The 20,343-nt window shown below is 63.8% G+C and carries 21 protein-coding genes; 13 read left to right on the top strand and 8 right to left on the bottom strand.

Translation table 11 applies throughout. The features are described from left to right. Window positions 1-14 precede the first annotated feature (14 nt). From AAC071_RS09070 to AAC071_RS09055, 4 genes are read right to left on the bottom strand one after another with little or no spacing between them, the layout of a single operon-like run. Window positions 15-755 carry a hypothetical protein gene (locus tag AAC071_RS09070; RefSeq protein ID WP_339831861.1) on the bottom strand — a complete coding sequence of 247 codons (741 nt, stop codon included), beginning with the start codon at window positions 753-755 and terminating at the stop codon, window positions 15-17. A 13-nt stretch (window positions 756-768) separates the two neighbouring features. Beyond that, the gene (locus tag AAC071_RS09065; RefSeq protein WP_339831860.1) at window positions 769-1,242 is read right to left on the bottom strand and encodes a DUF6468 domain-containing protein; all 474 of its coding nucleotides are present in this window, start codon (window positions 1,240-1,242) and stop codon (window positions 769-771) included. After that, window positions 1,239-2,300, bottom strand: a complete 1,062-nt coding sequence (fliM, locus tag AAC071_RS09060; RefSeq protein ID WP_339831953.1) for a flagellar motor switch protein FliM — start codon at window positions 2,298-2,300, stop codon at window positions 1,239-1,241. The genes AAC071_RS09065 and fliM overlap by 4 nt, the downstream gene beginning before the upstream one ends. 55 nt (window positions 2,301-2,355) lie before the next feature. Next, the gene (locus tag AAC071_RS09055) at window positions 2,356-2,862 is read right to left on the bottom strand and encodes a flagellar basal body-associated FliL family protein (RefSeq protein WP_339831857.1); all 507 of its coding nucleotides are present in this window, start codon (window positions 2,860-2,862) and stop codon (window positions 2,356-2,358) included. Between the two features lie 359 nt (window positions 2,863-3,221). Between AAC071_RS09055 and flgF the strand changes: the two genes are divergently transcribed. The 4 genes from flgF to flgH are packed head-to-tail and all read left to right on the top strand — an operon-like array spanning window position 3,222 to window position 6,558. Further along, window positions 3,222-3,953 carry a flagellar basal-body rod protein FlgF gene (gene flgF, locus AAC071_RS09050; RefSeq protein ID WP_339831856.1) on the top strand — a complete coding sequence of 244 codons (732 nt, stop codon included), beginning with the start codon at window positions 3,222-3,224 and terminating at the stop codon, window positions 3,951-3,953. Window positions 3,954-3,994: 41 nt separating this feature from the next. Further along, window positions 3,995-4,780 (top strand): flagellar basal-body rod protein FlgG, encoded by a 786-nt coding sequence (flgG, locus tag AAC071_RS09045; RefSeq protein ID WP_339831855.1) that lies wholly within the window; start codon window positions 3,995-3,997, stop codon window positions 4,778-4,780. A gap of 18 nt (window positions 4,781-4,798) precedes the next feature. Next, on the top strand, window positions 4,799-5,782 hold the full coding sequence (gene flgA / locus AAC071_RS09040) for a flagellar basal body P-ring formation chaperone FlgA (protein WP_339831853.1): 984 nt from the start codon (window positions 4,799-4,801) through the stop codon (window positions 5,780-5,782). 38 nt (window positions 5,783-5,820) lie between these two features. After that, window positions 5,821-6,558, top strand: a complete 738-nt coding sequence (gene flgH / locus AAC071_RS09035) for a flagellar basal body L-ring protein FlgH (protein WP_339831851.1) — start codon at window positions 5,821-5,823, stop codon at window positions 6,556-6,558. 73 nt (window positions 6,559-6,631) lie between these two features. Here the strand turns inward: flgH and dksA are convergent, their stop codons facing one another. Further along, complete coding sequence (gene dksA / locus AAC071_RS09030) at window positions 6,632-7,048, bottom strand: RNA polymerase-binding protein DksA (RefSeq protein WP_339831849.1); 417 nt, start codon at window positions 7,046-7,048, stop codon at window positions 6,632-6,634. Window positions 7,049-7,207: 159 nt separating this feature from the next. After that, on the bottom strand, window positions 7,208-7,636 hold the full coding sequence (locus tag AAC071_RS09025) for a flagellar assembly protein FliX (protein ID WP_339831848.1): 429 nt from the start codon (window positions 7,634-7,636) through the stop codon (window positions 7,208-7,210). Window positions 7,637-7,903: 267 nt separating this feature from the next. Between AAC071_RS09025 and AAC071_RS09020 the strand changes: the two genes are divergently transcribed. The 9 genes from AAC071_RS09020 (at window position 7,904) to AAC071_RS08980 (ending at window position 16,867) form a co-directional block, all read left to right on the top strand. Further along, the gene (locus tag AAC071_RS09020) at window positions 7,904-9,043 is read left to right on the top strand and encodes a flagellar basal body P-ring protein FlgI (RefSeq protein ID WP_339831846.1); all 1,140 of its coding nucleotides are present in this window, start codon (window positions 7,904-7,906) and stop codon (window positions 9,041-9,043) included. Beyond that, on the top strand, window positions 9,043-9,354 hold the full coding sequence (locus tag AAC071_RS09015) for a rod-binding protein (RefSeq protein ID WP_339831844.1): 312 nt from the start codon (window positions 9,043-9,045) through the stop codon (window positions 9,352-9,354). Before AAC071_RS09020 ends, AAC071_RS09015 begins: the two co-directional genes overlap by 1 nt. Beyond that, window positions 9,351-9,830 (top strand): hypothetical protein, encoded by a 480-nt coding sequence (locus tag AAC071_RS09010; RefSeq protein ID WP_339831842.1) that lies wholly within the window; start codon window positions 9,351-9,353, stop codon window positions 9,828-9,830. Before AAC071_RS09015 ends, AAC071_RS09010 begins: the two co-directional genes overlap by 4 nt. A gap of 91 nt (window positions 9,831-9,921) precedes the next feature. Beyond that, a complete protein-coding gene (locus tag AAC071_RS09005) occupies window positions 9,922-11,544 on the top strand; it encodes a tetratricopeptide repeat protein (RefSeq protein WP_339831840.1) in 1,623 nt (540 codons plus the stop codon). Between the two features lie 332 nt (window positions 11,545-11,876). After that, window positions 11,877-13,058 carry a flagellin gene (locus AAC071_RS09000; protein WP_339831838.1) on the top strand — a complete coding sequence of 394 codons (1,182 nt, stop codon included), beginning with the start codon at window positions 11,877-11,879 and terminating at the stop codon, window positions 13,056-13,058. Window positions 13,059-13,291: 233 nt separating this feature from the next. Then, window positions 13,292-14,440, top strand: a complete 1,149-nt coding sequence (locus AAC071_RS08995) for a flagellin (protein ID WP_339831836.1) — start codon at window positions 13,292-13,294, stop codon at window positions 14,438-14,440. Between the two features lie 160 nt (window positions 14,441-14,600). Next, entirely contained in the window at window positions 14,601-14,993 is a 393-nt protein-coding gene (flbT, locus tag AAC071_RS08990; protein WP_339831834.1) for a flagellar biosynthesis repressor FlbT, read from the top strand. Further along, window positions 14,977-15,354: a flagellar biosynthesis regulator FlaF gene (gene flaF / locus AAC071_RS08985; protein ID WP_339831831.1), complete on the top strand. Its 378-nt coding sequence runs from the start codon at window positions 14,977-14,979 to the stop codon at window positions 15,352-15,354. The genes flbT and flaF overlap by 17 nt, the downstream gene beginning before the upstream one ends. A 580-nt stretch (window positions 15,355-15,934) precedes the next feature. Beyond that, entirely contained in the window at window positions 15,935-16,867 is a 933-nt protein-coding gene (locus tag AAC071_RS08980) for an IS110 family transposase (RefSeq protein ID WP_339831828.1), read from the top strand. Window positions 16,868-16,983: 116 nt separating this feature from the next. Here AAC071_RS08980 and AAC071_RS08975 read toward each other — a convergent pair whose 3' ends face one another. Together AAC071_RS08975 and flgK are read right to left on the bottom strand one after the other, a co-directional pair. Then, complete coding sequence (locus AAC071_RS08975; RefSeq protein WP_339831825.1) at window positions 16,984-18,474, bottom strand: flagellin; 1,491 nt, start codon at window positions 18,472-18,474, stop codon at window positions 16,984-16,986. A gap of 4 nt (window positions 18,475-18,478) precedes the next feature. Continuing rightward, window positions 18,479-20,329, bottom strand: a complete 1,851-nt coding sequence (flgK, locus tag AAC071_RS08970) for a flagellar hook-associated protein FlgK (RefSeq protein ID WP_339831822.1) — start codon at window positions 20,327-20,329, stop codon at window positions 18,479-18,481. Window positions 20,330-20,343: the final 14 nt, after the last annotated feature.

Genomic DNA, 20,343 nt, shown 5'->3' with positions numbered 1-20,343 from the left:
CGATTTTTCGCGGATTAGCTGGCGTTTTTGTCCACGGAAAGGGCCGCTTCCGGCGCGGCCGGCTCACGCTGATCCATGAGCGGAGGCGTTTCGGTCAGGCGGTCGCCGGTCGCCAGTTCCACAGTAAGGTCCTGGGCAACCACCGGGTCCATCGCGGCAAGTACCGCCGACATCCGGCGCGGCTGCATTCGTTTGACGACGTCGAGCAGGACACCCATATCGAGCCGTTCGAAGATCCGGGCGGCATCCTTCGGCTTCATGCCTTCATACATCGAAACCAGGCTCATCATCTTCTCTTCATGGGCCGCGTCGATCTCGGAAATACGGCCATTGATCCTTTCGTCCAGCGCCTTGAGCTCGGCAATCCGCTCCTCGACGCGCTTTTCGGCCGCCGCCAGAACCTGCTCGCGCATGTCCAGTGCTTCTGCGCGTTTTTTCAGTTCTTCGCGCCGGACCGCCAGGCTTTCGAGAACGGACATTTCGGCCTTGCTGAGACGCGGATCGACAGAGTTTGCAGGATTTTCTGCCCCGGCAGCCGCCGCCTCGCTTGTCGGTTCATCCAGCCCGGCTGATACCGGTTCCCCGGAGTCGGTCGACGCCGCCGGATCGGCCGCAGGCGCCTCGGCCCGCGCAACCGCAATGCCCGCAAAGGAGCGCGCGCCCGGCCCTCCGGTCGCCATATCGGCAAGCTTCAGGCCCAGAAGCAACGAGGCACAGAGAATGACGGTCGGCAGCAGTCGGAGACGATCCAGCATGGGTTTGGTGGCCTCAGCGTGCGCGCTTCAACGCATCCAGAAGCGGATGCGTTGCGTGCGCGGGATTGGGGTCGCGGGACGCAATTGCGGAAGCCTGGCGCGGACCGGCAGCCGGCTGGGCAGCTGCTCGGGCGGCAACCGGCCTGACAACAGGCGGCTTGTCGTTCCGGTCAAGCCGGTCGGCAATGCGGTCACCTGCCTCGAGCATAAGTGCCAGTTCGTCCGCCAGCGCGCGGGCACGCCGCACACGCTCGCCAAGTTCTTCACCCGTGGCAGCACTGGCCTGTTTGAGATTCTCGATGGCGGAAACCGCTTGCGAGGTTGCTGCATTGAGATCGCGAACAAGATCGCGCAACCCGTCCTGACCGGATCGCATGGCCCGCAAGCGACGGTCCAGCATGGCGCAATAGATGATTGTCGCGATCAGAAACAGGCAGACGACGCCCTCGAGAAGAACGCCGAATGGCAGGCCCGCAAAACCGGTCATTTGAAAGCTCCCGTCATTCGGTTCTCGATCGCCTTCGGTGTGGATTCCGGCTCCGGCTCGGCTACGCGCTTGTGTTTGCGCATGGCCTGTTCGACGCGCACGGCAACGTGATTGCCGACCCGCCCCATCCGTCCCTTGGCTATATGCACGTCGCCGCAGCGCATGTCGATCATGCCGTCAGGCGTGTTGTTGAACATCAGCGTCTGTCCGACCTGGAAATCCATGACGTCACGCAATGCAAGTTGCTGCTGATCGAGAACGGCCTCAAGCGGTACGCGCGTGGACCACAATTCGGTGGCGAGATGCTCCTCCCAGATCGAATCGCGGCCGAACTTCTCGCCCATGAACATCTGAAGAAGCAGTTCGCGGATCGGCTCAAGCGTCGCATAGGGAAGCATCAACTCGATACGCCCGCCGCGATCCTCCATATCGACACGCAACTTGACGAGAATGGCGGCATTCGCAGGACGCGCTATCGCGGCAAAGCGCGGATTTGTCTCCATGCGATCCAGTTCGAGCGTGACCGGCGACAGCGGCTCGAACGCCGCCTGCACATCCTGCAGAACGACTTCGATCATGCGCTGTACGAGGTTGAGTTCGATGGTCGTGTAGGGCCTGCCCTCGATGCGCATGGCGGCAGTACCGCGGCGCCCGCCGAGCAAAACGTCGACGATCGAATAGATGAGGTTCGAATCGACCGTGAACATGCCGTAATTGTCCCACTGCTTTGCGCGGAAGACGGCCAGGATGGCCGGCAGCGGAATCGAATTGAGGTAATCGCCGAAACGGATGGACGACACATTGTCGAGCGATACCTCGACGTTGTCCGATGTGAAGTTTCTGAGCGAAACCGTCATCAACCGGACCAACCGGTCGAACACGATTTCGAGCATCGGCAGGCGTTCATAGGATACCAGCGCCGAATTGACGATGGCATCGATGCCGTGACGATCGGGAGCCTGACCCTCTTCGACCTCGAAGCCGAGCAGACTGTCGATTTCATCCTGGTTGAGCACACGCTCCGGTGCTTTCGCCGCAGCTTGCGCGGCGGCGGTCATGGCATCGGCTTCGTCGTTGACGTCTGTGGTGGCCATGAATCGGTCCCCGAACCCTTTACTGAACGATGATTTCCCGGAAAAGAATGTCCGTCACCAGCGGTTGCTGCGTTGCAAGCGTCAGGCGGCGCATCAGCTCTTCCTTGAGATTGAGCATGCCCTGCGAGCCTTCGAGATCTTCCGGCCGCAGATCGCGCAGAAAGGTCTGAAAACCGTCAAGCACGCGCGGCATCTCGATCTCGAGACGCTTCACGGCCTCGGCATCGGTGACCTGCAACGATACGCGCATCTTGAGATAATGCGCCGGCGGAGGTCCGCTGAGATTGACGAGAAAGTCGGGCAGATCGTAGAAAACCGGATCGGCAACAACCGCCTCGGCAGGCTCTTCTTCGGTCGAACCGCCGAAAATGCCTGACATGTAGAGACCGGCTCCCGCGCCGATCAGAACCAGCACAGGCAGTACGATATAAAGAACGAGAACCTTGCCGGCCAGGCGGCGCCGTGCCGGCGCCTCGGCGACCTCTTCATCCTCGTCTTCGGCAACTTCGGCGTCGACTGCAGCCATCTTGAATTGTCCTGTCTCATGGATGTCGTGGCGTCTGCGCCCGCGAGATCCGCGCCCCTTCCACCGTTGAGCCGCAGCTTCATTGCGGCACAACGCGATGCTCTCTCACTTTGGTTAATGAAGCGTTGTGTCCGCCGGGCCTCGGCATCCGGTTTCAAACGCGTCGCGCGCCGGCCGCCGCCACCGCAAGGCGGCAGAAACTGCCCGGTATTCCCTGCCGTCGGCGTTGAAAATCGCGGCGAGAAACATCCTATACCATTGATTCTAAACGATTTTTATTCTGGCACAGGGCCTGCACATCTGTCGGCGGGAAGCATCGAACCGCATTCCGACAACCGAACCGGACGAACAGCCACGCCATGGAAAACGCCCTCCTCATAGCTCTTTCGCGCCAAATGGCGGTTGCGCGCGAGATGTCGACCATCGCGAACAATCTGGCGAACATGAATACGTCCGGCTTCAAGTCGGAATCGATGCTGTTCGACCAATACGTCATGAAGGATGCCTCGGAAGGCAGCCAGGCTTCGAAGATCACTTTCGTCCAGGACTTCGGCCAGCACCGCAATCTGCGCGACGGCACGCTGCAGATGACGGCCAACCCCTTCGACGTCGCAATCACCGGCGACGGCTTCTTTCGGGTCCAGACGGAGACCGACGTCTACTACACACGCAACGGCCATTTCCGGCTCGACAACGCCGGTCAGCTCGTCACTGCAAACGGCGATCCCGTGCTGACCGACGCCGATGCCCCCATCCTTTTCGCTCAGGATGAAACGGACATAACGATTGCGCGCGATGGCACCATTTCGTCGAGCCTCGGCTTGCGCGGCAAGTTGTCCGTCGTGACCTTCGAGAATCCGCAGAACATGCAGAACGCGGGCGGCACGTTGTTGAGCACGCTGCAGGAAGAACAGCCGATCGACGAACCGCATGTCGTGCAGGGCGCGCTCGAGGGATCGAATGTGCAGCCGATCGTCGAGATGACAAACATGATCGAGGTCTCGCGCTCCTATGCGAGCGCGCAGAAACTTATCGAGCAATCGGATCAGATGCGCCGCAAGGCCATACAGGAACTCGGAAGCGCGGCCTGAGGCCGGACTCCGGGATGACACAAGGGTAAGGAACAAGTCTCATGCAGTCGCTCAGCATCGCCGCCACCGGCATGATGGCCCAGCAGCTCAATGTCGAGGTGATCTCCAACAACATCGCCAACATGAGCACAAGCGGCTTCAAGCGTCAGCGGGCGGAGTTTCAGGACCTGCTCTACCAGAACCTGCGTCGCGTCGGCACCAATTCGTCCGATGCTGGCACCATCGTCCCGGCCGGCGTGCAGATCGGCCTCGGCGTCAAGACCAGTTCGGTCTACCGCGTGATGACGCAGGGCAACATGGACAATACCGAAAACAAGCTCGACATTGCCATTCAGGGCCGTGGCTATTTCCGTGTCGAACTGCCCAGCGGTGAAGACGCCTATACCCGCGCCGGATCGTTCCAGATCAGCGCCGACGGGCAGCTGGTGACCTCCGACGGCTACACATTGGCCCCCGGTATCACGATTCCGGCCGAGGCGACCGATATCACCATCAGCCGCGACGGCCAGGTTCAGGTCATGATTCCTGGCCAGACGGCCTCTCAGGTTGTCGGCCAGATCGAACTGGCGAACTTCGCCAACGAAGCGGGTCTCGACCCCCAGGGCGACAACCTCTTCCTCGAGACGGCGGCGAGCGGCGCGCCGCTCATCGGTACGCCCAACAATGCCGGTTTTGGCGGTGTGCTTCAGGGCTTCCTCGAGACGTCGAACGTGAACGCGGTCGGCGAGATCACCTCGCTGATCAGCGCCCAGCGCGCCTACGAAATGAACGCCAAGGTCATCACAGCCTCCGACGAGATGATGTCCGTCGCCACGAACGTCAAATAAGCGGTGAGAACAATGTACATGCGTATCGCCTGCCTGACCGGAACCCTCACCGCCGCGATGCTTCTTGTCGGCGCCGCTATCGCCGCCGAACTGCGCCCGGCGGTCACCGTCACCGGCGAAACGGTGACGCTGGGCGATCTCTTCGACGATGCGGGTCCTGCCGCCCATGTCGTGGTGGCCAAGGCGCCCGCCCCCGGCATCAAGAGCGAGATCTCGGTGTCTCGCATCTCGCTGGCTGCCCGGCGCAATGGGATCGAATGGCGCAACAATGCAGGCCTGACGCATGTCGTGGTCGGCCGCAGCGGTCTTTCCGTTCCCGAAGAAGAAGTCGCCGCGGCGATAGCGGGTGCGATTGAAGCGCAGTCCACATCGCTGCCTTCGGCGGCGATCCTGCAGGTCGATTTCGCCGGTGGCATTGCCGGCATCCAGGTCGCCGAGGACGCCGAACGCAGTGTTCACGTCGAGCAGCTTTCCTTCAATCCGCGCAGCGGCGCCTTTTCCGCCATCGTCCGCGCGCCCGCCAGCGACATGCTGAGCCCGCTGCGCCGTATCGCAGGCCGCGCCTATCCTGTGCTCGATGTGCCGGTACTGACGCGCGACATCATGCCCGGCGATGTCGTGCGCCGGAACGATATCGACTGGATTCGCCTGCCCTCGACACGCGTCAGCCAGAACATCGTCACCTCGCTGCCCCAGCTTGTCGGCATGTCGCCGCGCAATCCGGCACGGGCCGGCGAGCCGTTGCGCATCTCCGACATGCGCCCGCCACTCGTCGTCGAGAAAGGGGCACAGGTCGACATGACATTCGTATCCGGTGCCCTGACGTTGACGGCACGTGGACGGGCGCTCGACAGCGGTGCTGTCGGCGACGTGGTGAATGTCCTCAACAGCCGTTCCAACCGGACGATCCAGGGCATCATCGAGGGTCCGAACATGGTCCGCATCGATGCGCCGGGTGCCGCGCGTGCGGCTGCGATCCTCGACGCCGCTGGCAATTCCTGATCACGACACCAGAAGCTCTGACCGAAAAGGCCAAGTCAATGTTCGTCAGTTCCGCCTACCGCCTCGTTGCCATTGCCCTCGTCGCTGCGACGCTGGCCGGCTGCAACACCGCCGACCGCATCGCCAATATCGGCAAGGCGCCCGACATGGCGCCGGTCGGCACCGTGGAACCCCGCGTCTCGATGCCGATGCCGGCACCGGAGCAAGTCGTCTATCAGCCGAATTCGCTCTGGCGATCGGGTTCGCGTGCCTTCTTCCGCGACCAGCGCGCCGCGCGTGTCGGCGACATCCTGACAGTTCTGATCAACATCACCGACAGCGCCAAGGTCGACAATTCGACCAGGCGCAGCCGTACCAATTCGGAAGATGCCGGAATCGACAATCTGTTCGGCTATGAGAGCTATCTCGGTAAGGTCTTTCCCGATGCGGTCGACAACGCCAACCTGGCCCGCCTCGGCACCAGCAGTTCCAGCGCCGGCACTGGCTCGGTCGACCGCAAGGAGACGATCGAACTTACCGTCGCGGCCGTCGTGACCCAGGTCTTGCCGAACGGCAACCTCGTCATCTCCGGCCGCCAGCAGGTACGTGTGAATTTCGAGGTCCGCGAACTTGATGTCACCGGCATTGTCCGTCCCGAAGACATTTCGAACGTCAACACGATCCAGCACACCCAGATCGCCGAAGCCCGCATCGCCTATGGCGGTCAGGGCCAGATCTCCGACGTTCAGCAGGCCCGCTACGGTCAGCAGCTCTTCGACATCCTGATGCCGTTCTGACCTCGCGCCAGATCCGCACCAACAAAAAACGCGGCTCCCGGGAGCCGCGTTTTTCTCGTCGGACAGCGACAGATCAATCGTCGCGATAGACCTTCTCGCGCCGTTCATGGCGCTCCTGGGCCTCGATCGACAGCGTTGCGATCGGCCGCGCATCGAGGCGCTTCAGGCTGATCGGCTCGCCGGTCTCCTCGCAATAGCCGTAGGTCCCCTCCTCGATCCGGCGCAAGGCCGCATCGATCTTGGCGACCAGCTTGCGTTGCCGGTCGCGGGTACGCAGTTCGAGCGAGCGTTCGGTTTCGGAAGAGGCCCGATCGGCCAGATCGGGATGCTGCACGCTGTCATCCTGCAGATGCTGCAGCGTCTCGCGGTTCTCCTTGAGGATATCCTCTTTCCAATTTTCGAGCTTGCGGCGGAAATATTCCTTCTGCCGCTTGTTCATGAACGGCTCGTCGTCAGACGGCATGTAGCCCTTGGGTAAACGCACAGCCATTCGCGACAATCTTCCTTCGACACAAGCCCCTGCGGAAACGGGCCGGACTATAGCGACCGGTCACACGATTCTCAACAGAGACGGCCCTGCCGGATCGGTGAAATATCTGTGAAATCTGAGGCACGACGGAGGCGCGCAAAAGCCCCGGAAACCCGGGCCCTAGGAATAGGTCCCGAACTTGGCAAGTTCGACCCGGGCCCGCAGTTCGATCTGGTCGAGAATCTCGCGCAATCCCGGATCGGCGACCCCGCCCAACTGCCGTTCGACGACCGAAAGCAGGCGGGAAAGCTTGGATTTCGGCACCCGGCCCATCAACAGGGCCAGCTTGATGTCATCGAGAATATCGAGCATTTCCTCGGCCCGGGCGACCGCCTTGCGGCGTGGCGCATGCAGCGCATCATCGGCCGCGCCGGTCTCCTGCAGGGCCAGCAGCGCATCGACAGCCCCAAGCGAGGCCGGTCCCGACAGGCCGGCCGCACCCCGCATGGCCCCGGCGCCGGCCGGTGCGAAGCCGCTCCCGGTGCTGCGCACCGGGCCGCTGCGGGCGCCGCCGCCCTGCGTTGTGGCTCTGGTATTGCCGATCTTCATCTGGCTCCCCCGGGGCCGGACCATCCGTCCCTTGTAGTCGGCCACAAGGATGAAGCGCAGGTCTTAAGGCAGGGTTAAGCATATCCCGCTGCCGCCAGGCGCCATCGGCAGGAATTGCCGCCCGGCGGCAGGAGCTGCCCCGCCGGACCGGCCAGGCAGCCGATCCGCAAGAAAATCACAATACAAATCAATGGCTTGAGAGAAAACCGGCCATGGCATGTGTTTCGCTAGAAGAACGCCGTATCGCAGCGATTGATCGGTTGTTCCATGTTCCGGCTCCTTGCCCACCATCTCCGTGCCGCCCTGACGCTCCTGCTTGCCGCCGTCCTTCTGACCGCCACGCTGCCGGTCGCGGCTCAGGCCAGCTCGCGCATCAAGGACATCGTCGATGTCGAGGGCATCCGCGACAACATGCTGGTCGGCTACGGCCTTGTCGTCGGCCTCAACGGCACCGGCGACACGCTGCGCAACGCCCCCTTCACTCAGCAGAGCCTGATCGGCATGCTCGAGCGCCTCGGAGTCAACACCCGCGGCACGACACTGAAAACCGCCAATGTCGCCGCCGTCATGGTCTCGGCCAACCTGCCGGCCTTCGCCGCCCAGGGCACCCGCATCGACGTGACGGTCTCGGCGCTGGGCGATGCCACCAACCTGCAGGGTGGCGTCCTTCTGGTGACACCGCTGATGGGCGCCGACGGTCAGGTCTATGCGGTCGCACAGGGCTCGGTCGCCACCGGCGGCTTCGCGGCCAAGGGCGAAGGCGCCTCGGTCGTCCGTGGCGTGCCGACCAACGCCCGCATCGCCAATGGCGCCATCGTCGAACGCGAGCTTGAGTTCCAGCTGGCCGATCTGCGCGCGCTGCGCCTTTCGCTGCGCAATCCGGATCTGACCACGGCCCAGCGCGTCGCCGCCGCCATCAACACCTATCTCGGCCTCGGCACCGCCCGCGCCGACAACCCGACCACCGTCCAGCTCACCGTACCGGCCGGCTATCGCGGCGGCGTGGTCGGCCTGTTGACCGACATCGAACAATTGCGCGTCCAGCCCGATCTCGCCGCCCGCGTCGTCATCGACGAGGCTTCCGGCGTCATCGTGATGGGCCAGGATGTCCGCGTCAGCCAGGTCGCCATCGCCCAGGGCAACCTGACCATTTCGGTCAACGAGACGCCGCAGGTCAGCCAGCCCAACCCCTTCGCCACCCAGGGCGACACCGTCGTCGTGCCGCGTACCGACGTCGAGGTCGACGAGGAAGGCGGCAGGCAGCTCGGCATCATCGACGGCAGCATCAGCCTCAAGGAACTCGTCGACGGCCTCAATGCGCTGGGTGTCAGCCCGCGCGACATGATCACCATCCTGCAGGCCATCAAGTCGGCCGGTGCGCTGCAGGCCGAAATCGAGGTGATGTAATGGACATCGCCGCCCTGCCCCCGGCCCTCAAGCCCGTTGCCGCGCCGCCGGCGCCGCGCGGCGCCGAAACGCGCGACCCGCGTGTCTGGGAAACCGCACGCGACTTCGAGGCCCAGTTCGTCTCGGTGCTGCTGCAGCCGATGTTCGCGGGCACCGGCGAAGACAGCGCCTTTGGCGGCGGTCCGGGTGAAGGCATGTTCCGCTCGCTGCTGGTTGAGCAATATGGCCGCGAAATGACAAAAGGCGGCGGCATCGGCCTGGCCGATTCCGTCTATCGCGAAATTCTGAAGATGCAGGAGCAGCCCCGATGACCGCCCCCGCCCGCCGCATCGCCGCCGAAACGCTGGCCCCCGCCGATCTGGTCGAGCGCATGCTCGAACTGACGCTCGCCCTGACCGATATCGTCCGGCGCGAAACCGCCTTGCTGCGCGCCCGTGCCCAGGCCGAAGTGGCCGCGTTGCAGTCCGACAAGATCCGCATCGCCAACGACTACGCGATGGACAGCGACGCCATTCGCCGCCGCAAGGACCTGATCGACCGCGCCCCGGCCGAACGCGTCTCGAAACTGAAAGCGGCGATGGTCGAGCTCGATCGCGCCCTCGCCGAAAATGGCGAGGCGCTGACCGCCGCGCGTTCGGTCTCCGAAGGCCTGATCCGCATGGTCGCCAATGCCATGAATGAGCGCGCCGCGCCGACGCTGGGCTATGGCCGCGACGCCACGCCGGCCGCCCGCCGCCCGGGCAACGCCGCCACGCCCGCTGCCTTGACCCTCGACGCCCGCTTCTGAGCCCGCCGCCGTTAACCCGGTGGTAACCACGTTGGGGCGCAGATAGATCATCAATCGGCCGATACGGCAGGAGACGGGGGCGACAGCCGGCATGTCTGCACTGAAGAAGCAGCGCGTCGCGGCAGGCGACGACATCGAAAAGCGCTTTGCCCAGGGTCAGCGCCTCCAGGCGCGCGAACGCTTCGCCGAAGCCGAACAGCGCTACCGCAAGGTCCTGGCATTCGACCCGCGCCATCTGGGCGCCCTGACCGGCCTGACTCAATGCCTGATTGCACAGAAGAGACAGCAGGAAGCGATCGCGACGCTCGACCGTGCCGCGGCTGATGCGCCTGTGGGCGACGAGGCATGGCTCTTCGATCTGGCCGGTCTCTGCACCACCGTGAAATATCTTCAGCAGGCCCGCTCACTTTATGAGCGCGCACTGGAAATCGCGCCTGACAAGTCGTCGTCGCTGATCAACCTCGCCAATGTCGTCGGCGACCAGGGCGACATCCAGAAGGCCATCGATCTGCTCTCGCGCGCTATCGAGATCGACCCGAACTCGGCCAAGGCCTATGGCAATCTCGGCAAGATGCTGACGGGAACGCGGCTGCGCGATGAGGCGCTGGCCTGCTATCGCCGCGCCATCGAACTCAACCCGAACCTCTCCCAGACCTGGACCAATCTTGCCGCGCTCTTCGAAATCATGGGCCGGCACCGCGAAGCGCTGCCGGCGCTGCAACAGGCGCTGACCCTCGACCCGGAATCCGATGCGGCCCGCTGGAACCTCGCGCGCACCCTGTTGACCGTCGGCGAAATCGAGGCCGGCTGGGACATGTACGGCTTCGGCTTTGCCTGCGGCCAGCGCCAGCCCTGGCGCCCCTTTCCGGGACTGATCTGGGAAGGCCAGGATCTGACGGACAAGACCATCATGGTCTGGCGCGAACAGGGCCTCGGCGACGATTTGATCTTCTCGACCTGCTACACCGACCTGATCGCCCGCGCCGGTCATGTCATCATCGAAACCGAACGGCGCCTGGTCTCCCTCTACCAGCGAACCTGGCCGCAGGCGACGGTGCGCGCCGAAACATGGACCTCGACGGGTCTCGGCAATTACGGCGAGGTCGATTTCGACTACACTGCCCCGGCGGGCCTTGTCGCCGCGCAGTTGCGCCGCAGCCTCGCGGCCTTCCCCGATGCCGGCCCGGCGCTGCAGCCCGATCCGGCCCGTCTCGCCGAATGCCGCGCCTGGCTCGACACGCTGGGCGCCGGCCCGAAGATCGGCATCTCCTGGACTTCCGGCACTGTCGACGATGTCCGTTCGCTCAACTACACCAGGCTCGCCGACTGGAAAGATCTCTTTGCCATCGAAGGCGCGGCCGTCGTCAATCTGCAATACACCGACGTTTCGGCCGAGGCCGAAGCCCTGCAGCGCGATCATGGTCTGACCCTGCACCGCATGCCCGGCCTCGATCTGCGCGACGATCTTGAAGGCGTCGCCGCCCTGACCGCCGGCATGGATGCCGTGGTCGCGCCGGCCAGCTTCCCGGCCATGATGACCGGCGCCCTGAACCGTCCCTGCTTCCACTACAGGCGCACCGACTGGCCGATGCTCGGCAGCGGCCGCCTGCCCTGGTTCCCGCAGACGCGCTGTTACACGATCGGCGATAGCGGCGCCGGCACCGGTTTCGTGAAACCCATCGTGACGGAACTGCGCACCTTTCTTGCTGTCTGAAGCGTCGTCTGCCCGGCAAAACTTTCCCCTTCGCGGCAGTTCCTGCCAGCCCCGCCGGGCCGCACCAGAACTAAGCTATTGATTTTCATACAGTTTTTTTTGGCCCGGCCTTTGCGAAGAAGCAGGCAGACGAAATCGCGGGTGCGGAACGGTCACAGAGATTGCCCAATGCCCCCGGTTCGACGGCGAAGAGACAGACGGCCTTCAATCGGCGGTGCGTCGGTCAAATCGAAAGACAGTCAGGACTGTTTACGTCGAATTAATGATTAATGCCGAGTGTAGTGCCCGTGCCGCCATGAGACGGCCGAGCCAAACCCTGGAGGGTAGAGACAATGGCTGATGTGGTCCTTTCCGGTGCGATCCGGTCAAATCTGCTCAGCATGCAGAATACTGCGAGGCTGCTCGACGAATCCCAGTTGCGCCTCGCAACGGGCCTGAAAGTCCGCAGCGCAATCGACAGCCCGACGTCCTTCTTCACGGCTCAGGGCCTCAACAACCGCGCGTCCGATCTGAACAACCTGCTCGACTCGATGGGCCAGGCGGTACAGACGCTCGAAGCGGCCGATCAGGGCATCAAGTCGATCCTGAAGCTGGTCGACAGCATGAAAGCGGTCGCCAACCAGGCGCTTGAAACCAAGGTCAAGGCAACCGTCCTGACCGGCAACCAGACAACGGCATTGACCGGCGGCGTCACGCTGGCGAGCCTTGCCAATCTGGCCACGGGCCATCAGATCACCATCACGGTCGGCGACGTGACCAACGCTGTCACCATCGGCACCGGCGGTGCCCAGGTCTCGACAGTGACCGATCTGATGAACTGGGTCGGCGCAACCTTCAACGGCGACGAACCGCTTGCCGCCACGCTCAATGCCGACGGCCAGCTGCAGTTCACGGCCGCAACGGGCCGCGACATCGAAATCGCCGCCGACAACGGCGGTACGCCGGTCGCTCTCGATGCCCTGCTCGGCAGCCGCACCACGGCGACCGACGGCGTCAATCGCGACAAGTTCGAGCGTGACTTCAACAATCTGCGCGAACAGATCGACCAGTTGGCCGGCGACGCAAGCTACAAGGGCGTCAACCTGCTGAAGGGCAACGACCTGCTCAGCGTCTTCTTCAACACCGAGCAGACCAGCCAGCTCGACATCCAGGGCGTGACCCTGACACCGGATGGCGCGCTGAACATCGGCGAAGTCGGCTACACCTCCGGCGATCACGGCTTCGCGGCCGATGCCGAAATCAAGGCCTTCGTCGAGAATTTGAACGCCGCCACCAACACGCTGCGCCAGCAGGCTTCGACCTTCGGTGCCAATCTCGGCGTCGTGCAGATCCGCCAGGATTTCACCAAGTCGCTGATCAACACGCTGGAATCGGGCGCATCGAACCTCACCGTCGCCGACACCAATGAGGAAGGCGCCAAGATGCTGGCCCTGCAGACGCGCCAGCAGCTCGGCACCACCGCGCTCTCGCTGGCCAACCAGGCCGAACAGGGCGTGCTGCGTCTCTTCGGTTAGCCGCTGACAACAATAATCTTCGATGACAAAGGCGGGTCTGCGGACCCGCCTTTTTCGTTCGTCCGTCCCGTACTGGGGCAACGCGAAGGACTTTATTCAAATGATCGGAAACATTTTTCGAATGATAACAAAAAAAATGACTCGTTTTACCGCCCCTTAACGGAGACGGCGGCATGATCCCGTCATGGCTCAGAAAGAGCCGGCGAACTAGGTCCTAGGAAAGGAACTGAACTATGGGTGATATCACCATTTCCAGCGCAGTGCGTACCAACCTGCTGACGCTGCAGAACACCGCATCGTTGATGGCGCAGACGCAGAACCGCCTCGCCACCGGCTTGAAGGTTTCGAGCGCTCTCGACAATCCGCAGTCCTTCTTCACCGCTGCCGGCCTTTCCAGCCGTGCGACGGACATGAGCGCCCTGCTCGACTCGATGAGCCTCGGCGTGCAGACGCTGAAGGCCGCCGATGAAGGCATCAAGTCGATCCAGAAGCTGGTCGACCAGGCCAAGTCGGTTGCCAACCAGGCCCTCCAGGCCAAGGCGACGACGACAACCCTCGACAAGACGGCCGAAGCGGCCGCGATCGCCGGCACGGCCGGCGCCCGCACGGTCACCTTCCAGATCGGCACGGCGTCCGCCGTCAGCGTTGTCTTCGGCACGGCGACCTATGCTTCGGCCGCCTCTTCGGCCGCGGCCATCGAAACCGAACTCGCGGGTTACGTCTCGGCTGGCGGCACGCTGGCCGGTCTGACGGTCGAACGTTCGGGCGGCGACCTCAGCTTCTCGGTCGCCTCGGGTGAAAACCTGACGATCGCGGGCACAGCGGCGGCCACCGGCGCGGCCGGCTTCGGCATCGCCACCTCCGGCACGCAGGGCCAGAACGGCGAGACGCTGGCGGAAGCCAAGTCGACCTTCGCCACCGACTACAACAACCTGCTGGCCCAGATCGACCAGATGTCGACCGACGCAAGCTTCAACGGCATCAACCTGCTGGCTGGCAACAACCTGTCGGTGATGTTCAACGAAAGCAGCACGTCCAAGCTGGACATCACGGGCGTGACGTTCAACGCGTCGGGTCTCGGCCTGACGGAGACGACCTTCTCCGACATCGACGCCGATGTCACGCTGCTGAACACGGCAACCTCGACGCTCCGCAAGCAGTCCTCGACCTTCGGTGCGAACCTCTCGGTCGTGCAGAACCGCCAGGACTTCACCAACAACATGATCAACGTGTTGGAAGCGGGTGCCGGCAACCTGACCCTGGCCGACACCAACGTCGAAGCGGCCAACCTGCTCGCCCTGCAGACCCGCCAGTCGCTGGCCTCGACCTCGCTGTCGCTGGCCAACCAGTCGGAACAGAGCGTTCTCTCGCTGCTCCGCTAAGCGGCGCCGCCTTCGGGCGAAACCGTGCTCGACCAAAGACGGCGGGGGCCCTGGCCCCCGCCGTTCCTTTTCGGGCCCAGCCCGATTGGCCTGCCAACCGGCATCGATTCGCGCTAGACTCCGCATGATTCCGCAGCGCATATCATGGGAACGCAACGGCATGGCACTCAAGGTCGAACTGAAACCGGGCGAGCGCTTCATCCTCGGCGACAGCGTCATCACCAATGACGACCAGCGCACGCGCCTTTTCATCGAGGGCGATGCGCCGATCCTGCGCGAAAAGGACATATTGCGCGCGGGCGATGCCGACACGCCCTGCAAGCGCGTCTACCTGCTGGTCCAGATGATGTATCTGGCACCCGACCCGCGCCCGCATCACGACATGTATTTCCAGATTGTTAAGGATGTCGCCGAAGCCGCCCCCTCGACCATGCCGTATCTGGACGCCATCAACAGCAAAATCTTAACCGGCGAAATGTATAAAGCTCTCAAGGAAGCTCGAAAACTGATCGAGTACGAACGGGGGTTGCTGGAGAATGTCAAAACCGCTTGAGGCCTATGCCAACGCGTCGCGGATGACGATTTCGGATCCGCGCGAATTCGAGGCATCGATCCTGACGCGGGCCGCCGGCCAGCTGCAGCGCATTCGCGACAACTGGGCGGCCGAGACATCCGGCACCCTGCGCGACGCCCTGCTCTACAATCGCCGCATCTGGACCGTCTTCGCGGCTTCCGCCGCCGAACTCGAGCATCCTCTGCCCCGCGAGATCAAGCAGAACATCGCCAACCTGGCGGTCTTCATCTTCAAGCGCACCGCCGAGATCGAAGCCAGCCGCGAGCCCGAGCCGCAGCTCCTCGACACGCTGATCATGATCAACCGCGAAATCGCCGCCGGCCTCTACCAGAAGCCCTGAGGCGCCTGCGGGACCGGCAATACGGCATCAGCCTCTCCCCACAAGCGTCATTGCCGGACGTAACCTCTGCCAAAAACAAAGTGCTCTCCCGGCCCTTGTTGTCGTCTTCTGACTCAACCAAAAATAGGAGTGTCATCCCGGGGCTTGTCCCCGGGACCCAATCCACCTTGCCACGATTGGATGAGTTACTTCGTGTGCATCCACGCCAGCCGCAAGCACGGAACGCTTTAAATCGGCGTCACCAATGATATTGCACGCCGCGTCGTCGAACATCGCGAAGGCATCGGCTATGCAATCCAGCACGAAAAGACGATGAAGGAATGGCCGCGTGTCTGGAAGGTTCGTCAGATCGAGCGTGACAATTCCGAGTGGGACGATCTCACCGACAAACTAAACCGATAGGCGAGTGGGTCCCTGTGTGTTGGGGATGTGTCAGGATGGGTGCGGGCGGGAGATCGTTGGGTCCCCGGTCTTGAAGACCGTTTCCCGGCACGGATCCCCGCCCGCGTTCCTGCGTACCCAAACCTGAACAGTTGATCGAGGCCGCACCACCGGACCTCGCAGCACAGGGATAGGCCCCATGACCATACAACCTGGCTTTGTCGGTTGCGACATCTCCAAAGACCATCTCGACATTTTTGATGAGGCACTCGGCAGGTCCGAGCGGATCGCCAATGAGGCCGCCGCGCTGGCGCCGCTGATCGAACGTTGGAAGAACAAGGACATGCTGGTGCTCTTCGAGGCGACCGGCCCTTACGATGCATGCCTGAGACGGGTGCTGACAACGGCCGCCATCCCGTTTGCCCGCGTCAACCCGGCCCGCGCCCGCGACTTCGCCCGCGCCACCGGCCGCCTTGCCAAGACCGATGCCATCGATGCACAGATGCTCGCCGCCATGGCCCGGGCGCTCCGTCCGGCATGCGAGCCCGCGCCATTGCCCGAACGCGAGACACTGGCGCGCTTGCACAAACGGCGCGATCAGCTCGTCGCCATGCGCAAGCAGGAACGCACGCGCCTCACCGCCATCGACGATCCCGCCATCGCCGAAGACATCGAGGCTCATATCGCCTGGCTCTCCACCCGCATTGTCGAGATCGAACGCCAGACCCGCGCGCTGATCGATGCTACCGAGCGGCTGACCGAAGACCAGCGCCTGCTGCGTTCCGTGCCCGGCATCGGGCCCGTCACTGCCGCGACGCTCATCGCCCTCATGCCCGAACTCGGCACCCGCTCGCCAAAGACCATCGCGGCCCTTGCCGGCCTCGCGCCCTTCAATGTCGACAGCGGCCAGTTCCGCGGCAAACGCGTCATCAAGGGCGGCAGGCGGCGGGTCCGCGAAGCCCTCTACATGGCCGCCATCACCGCCGTCCGTTCCAGGCACCGCTTCGCACGCATCTACAACGCAATGATCGAGGCCGGAAAGCCTCCCAAAGTCGCTCTCATCGCCATTGCAAGGAAGATACTCGTCACCGCAAACGCCATCATCCGGGATAAAACCGCGTTCCAGACATGACCCAACAACACAGTTGCCGGCAACGAGTGCCGGGATGACACCTGTATTTTGGATTGAATCAGAAGACGACAAATAGCCCGCATCGCAAGCGGGCCTTTTCGTCACTGCATAGCGCCTTACAGATAATTGACCAGCGACATCCGCGACAGCATCGCCGTCACCTGGTAGCTCGCCTCGAGCTGCGTCTGCAGCGTCGTCAGCTTGACGCCGACCTCGTAAGGATCGGCATTCTGGATATCGCCCAGGATCTCGTTGGCGGTCGCCATCATCTTGTCGTGCCGGTCCTGCGTATTGGCCAGCGTCGCCGCGGTCAGGCCGAGCCCGGTCACGATGCTCTCGACCGAGGACGTCCCCTCGAAATTGAGCACGGTCCCCAGGCGCTGCGTCAGCGCACGGTAGGAATGGATTTCCTCCGGATCGGCGCCGCCGTATTCGACCGCCGACATCAGCGCCGCCGCCTTCAGCGTGTCGCGGATCGCCGCCTGGTCGGCCCGCGCGCCATAGGCAAGCTGCCGCCCGTCATCGATCTTGGCGATCATGTTGTTGCCGGGCGTGCCGCTCTGGTCGCCGCTGTACCAGAACACCGTATCGGCGTCGGTTGCATCGCGCAGCGCCGTCGCCGTCGCGAAGGGCGGCCCGTCGACACGCTGCGGCGCGCCGCCATTGGCATAGTCGAAGAAATTGTTGGCCGCTTCGACCGCAGAGGCCGCCCGCAGCCTCGTGTTGGCCTCGCTCTGGATCGCCGTATCGAGCGCCGCCTGGAAATTGGCCGAGGTCGTCGCCGCATCGCCGCCGATGGTGAATTGTCCGGCGGCCGGCGGATTGTCGCTGGTCGCGGTCAGCGTCACCCGTGTCGCCGTGCCGTCGGGCAGCGTGAAATCGAGAGTCACGCTTTCGCCGGCAAGGGGAACGCCGGTGAAATCGACGTCGATTGCGGCGGGCATGCCGGCCGGGCCGGTGACCGTCGCATTGCTCAGCGTCGAACCGGCGGCGGCGAGCTTGAACCCGAACACGCTGGGCGCGGCATCTTCCGACAGCGTCAGCGTTGCGCCCGCCAGGTTGAGCGCCAGCCGGCCCCGGCCATCGGCGCCGAGATCGGCCTGGGCGCGTTCGTCGACGAACTGCTTGAGGCCGGCCTTGTCGCCGGTGCCGTTCAGCATCGCATCGGGCACGGCCACCGGCCGCGTCTGCGTGTCGCGGCCGCCGAAGAGATAGCGGTCCTCGACCTTGAGATTGAGCAGATTGATGATCTCGTCGAACTGCATCGCCGCGGTCACCTGGGCGCTGGTCTGCGTCCCGTTCACCAGTTCGAAGCCGCTGGTGATGTTGGTCGTCTTCATGCTGCTGGCGATCTGGGCCACGCGCGTCAGTGCATCCGACGAAACCTCCACGCGCATCATCGTCTGCGAGATCGTGTTGGTATAGGTCTGCAACTGGCTCAGCTGATGCGACAGCGACAGCACCATGTTCCGGTCGGTGCCGAGCTTGGCGTAGGAATCGGCCTTGATGCCGGTCGCAAGCTGGCGCTGCAGATCGTCGAACTGGGCCCGCATCGAGTTGATCGAACTGCGCAGGGCCAGGGACTGGGAAAGCGAAGATACCTGCATGTGACTACCTGCCGATGCTCATGAGGACATCGAAGAGCTGTTTGACGGTGGTGATGACGCGCGCATTGGCCGAATAGGCGTTCTGCAGCAGCAGAAGATTCGACATCTCGTCGTCGATATTGACGCCGGTCTGCGCATCGAAACGGTCGGCAAGCGACGAGGCGACGATCTGCTGCGCCTCGGCGTCGCGCTGGGCATTGGCCGCCTGCGACGACTGGAACGAAACCAGGCGCCGCGCGAAACTGTCGATCGTCCCGTTGAAGGGCGAAGCCGCGCCGCCGATGCCCGATTCCGGCGAGAAGTAGCGGCTCTCCCCGGTCAGGCGCTCGAGAAGGTCGTGCACCCGCGTCGAATCGCCCAGCGGCACGTCCGTGTCATAGGCCACAAGCAGCGTATCGTCGGCAATGACCGCCGGGTTGACCTGGATGCGCTGCGCGAAGCCGGTCTTCTGCGGCGGGTTGTCGAGGCTGTTCGAGAAGATCGTGCCCCCGGGGCCGTCGACGAACAGCGCCATGCCGGTCGTGCCGTCGGCAAGCCCGGCCGGCGTCACCACGGCCGACAGCGCATCGATGTCGCTGGTGCCGGCAAGCCCGTCATCGAGGAAGCGGATCACCTCGCCCGATGGGTTCGACACCACGACTTCCGGCGGCAGCGCCGCCTGCAGATCCGCAATGACGGCAGCCATCGGCTGGTTGAAATTGATCCCGACCACCGTGTCGTTGGGATCGGCCGTCGCCGCATTGCTCAGCGGAAGCGTCGCCGGATCCTCGACGCGCATGATCGTCACGGTGTTCGGAATGCCGCCGACCGTATAGGTCAGGGTCATCGAATTTCCCGGCAACATTGCAGCCGTGTCGAACTCGAAACCCGCCGCGGCGCCGTCCACAACGGCTTCGCCCGGCATGGTTTCCTGCGACAGGGCAAGGGCCAGCTGGGCGGCCAGCTCGTCCAGCTGCGCCTGCGCCTGCGGCAGCACCGTGTCGCGCATCGAGATATAGCCCCCGATCGCGCCCGATCGGATCGCACCGGCCGCCAGCAGGTCGATGGTCGTGCTGCCTGCGGTCAGCGTGATCGTGCCGACACCGCCATTCTCGCGCGAGGACGTCGCGTCGATCTGCGTATGTTCGTCGAAGCTCAGTTCGACCGCGGTCCGGTCGAGCAGCAATTGGCCGCCCGACGTGAAGATCGTCACGGTGCCGTCGTCGCGATTGGTGACGCGCACATCCATCAGCCGCGACAGCTCGTCGATGGCCATGTCGCGCTTGTCCTGCAGGTCGCCGACCGGCTGGTTCGACGCCTGGCGCTGTGAAATCTGGTTGTTGACCTCGGCAATGGTCTTGAGCAGCGCATTGGCGGATTCGACCGAGGCGGCAATATTGCGCTCGGCTTCGAGCCGCATGTCCTGAACGGTCTGCGACATCGTGTTGAGTTGCGACGCCAGATTGCCGGCCTGGTTGAGCAGCGATTGCCGCGCCGCCGGCGCCTCCGGGCTGCCGGCCAGTTCCTGCAGCGCGGTCGCCAGCGCGCTGATTGAACCGGCGATCGAGGCGTTGGAGGTCGGATCGCCGAACAGGGCATCGACCCGGCCGAGCATCGAGGTCTTGACATTGAGGCCCGCCGCGCCGGCCGACGCCACGCGCATCTGCTGCTGCAGGAATTCGTCGATCTGGCGCTGCGCCGCTTCGCGCCGCACGCCGATGCCCTCGCCGCCCGCCAGCGCATTGACCTGGGACGGCACCTTGCGCGTATAACCGGGCGTGCCGACATTGGCGATGTTGCGGGCGGTGACGTCGATCCCCGACTGGGCAACGTTCAATCCGCTCAATGCAGCGCCGAGTGCGGAAGAAAGGGTCATCTGGCAACCTGAAA

This window comes from uncultured Parvibaculum sp. (genome assembly GCF_963975745.1).
Taxonomy (GTDB): domain Bacteria; phylum Pseudomonadota; class Alphaproteobacteria; order Parvibaculales; family Parvibaculaceae; genus Parvibaculum.
The sequence above is the reverse complement of the archived record's forward strand: the minus strand, read 5'-3'. Positions and strand labels throughout refer to the sequence as shown.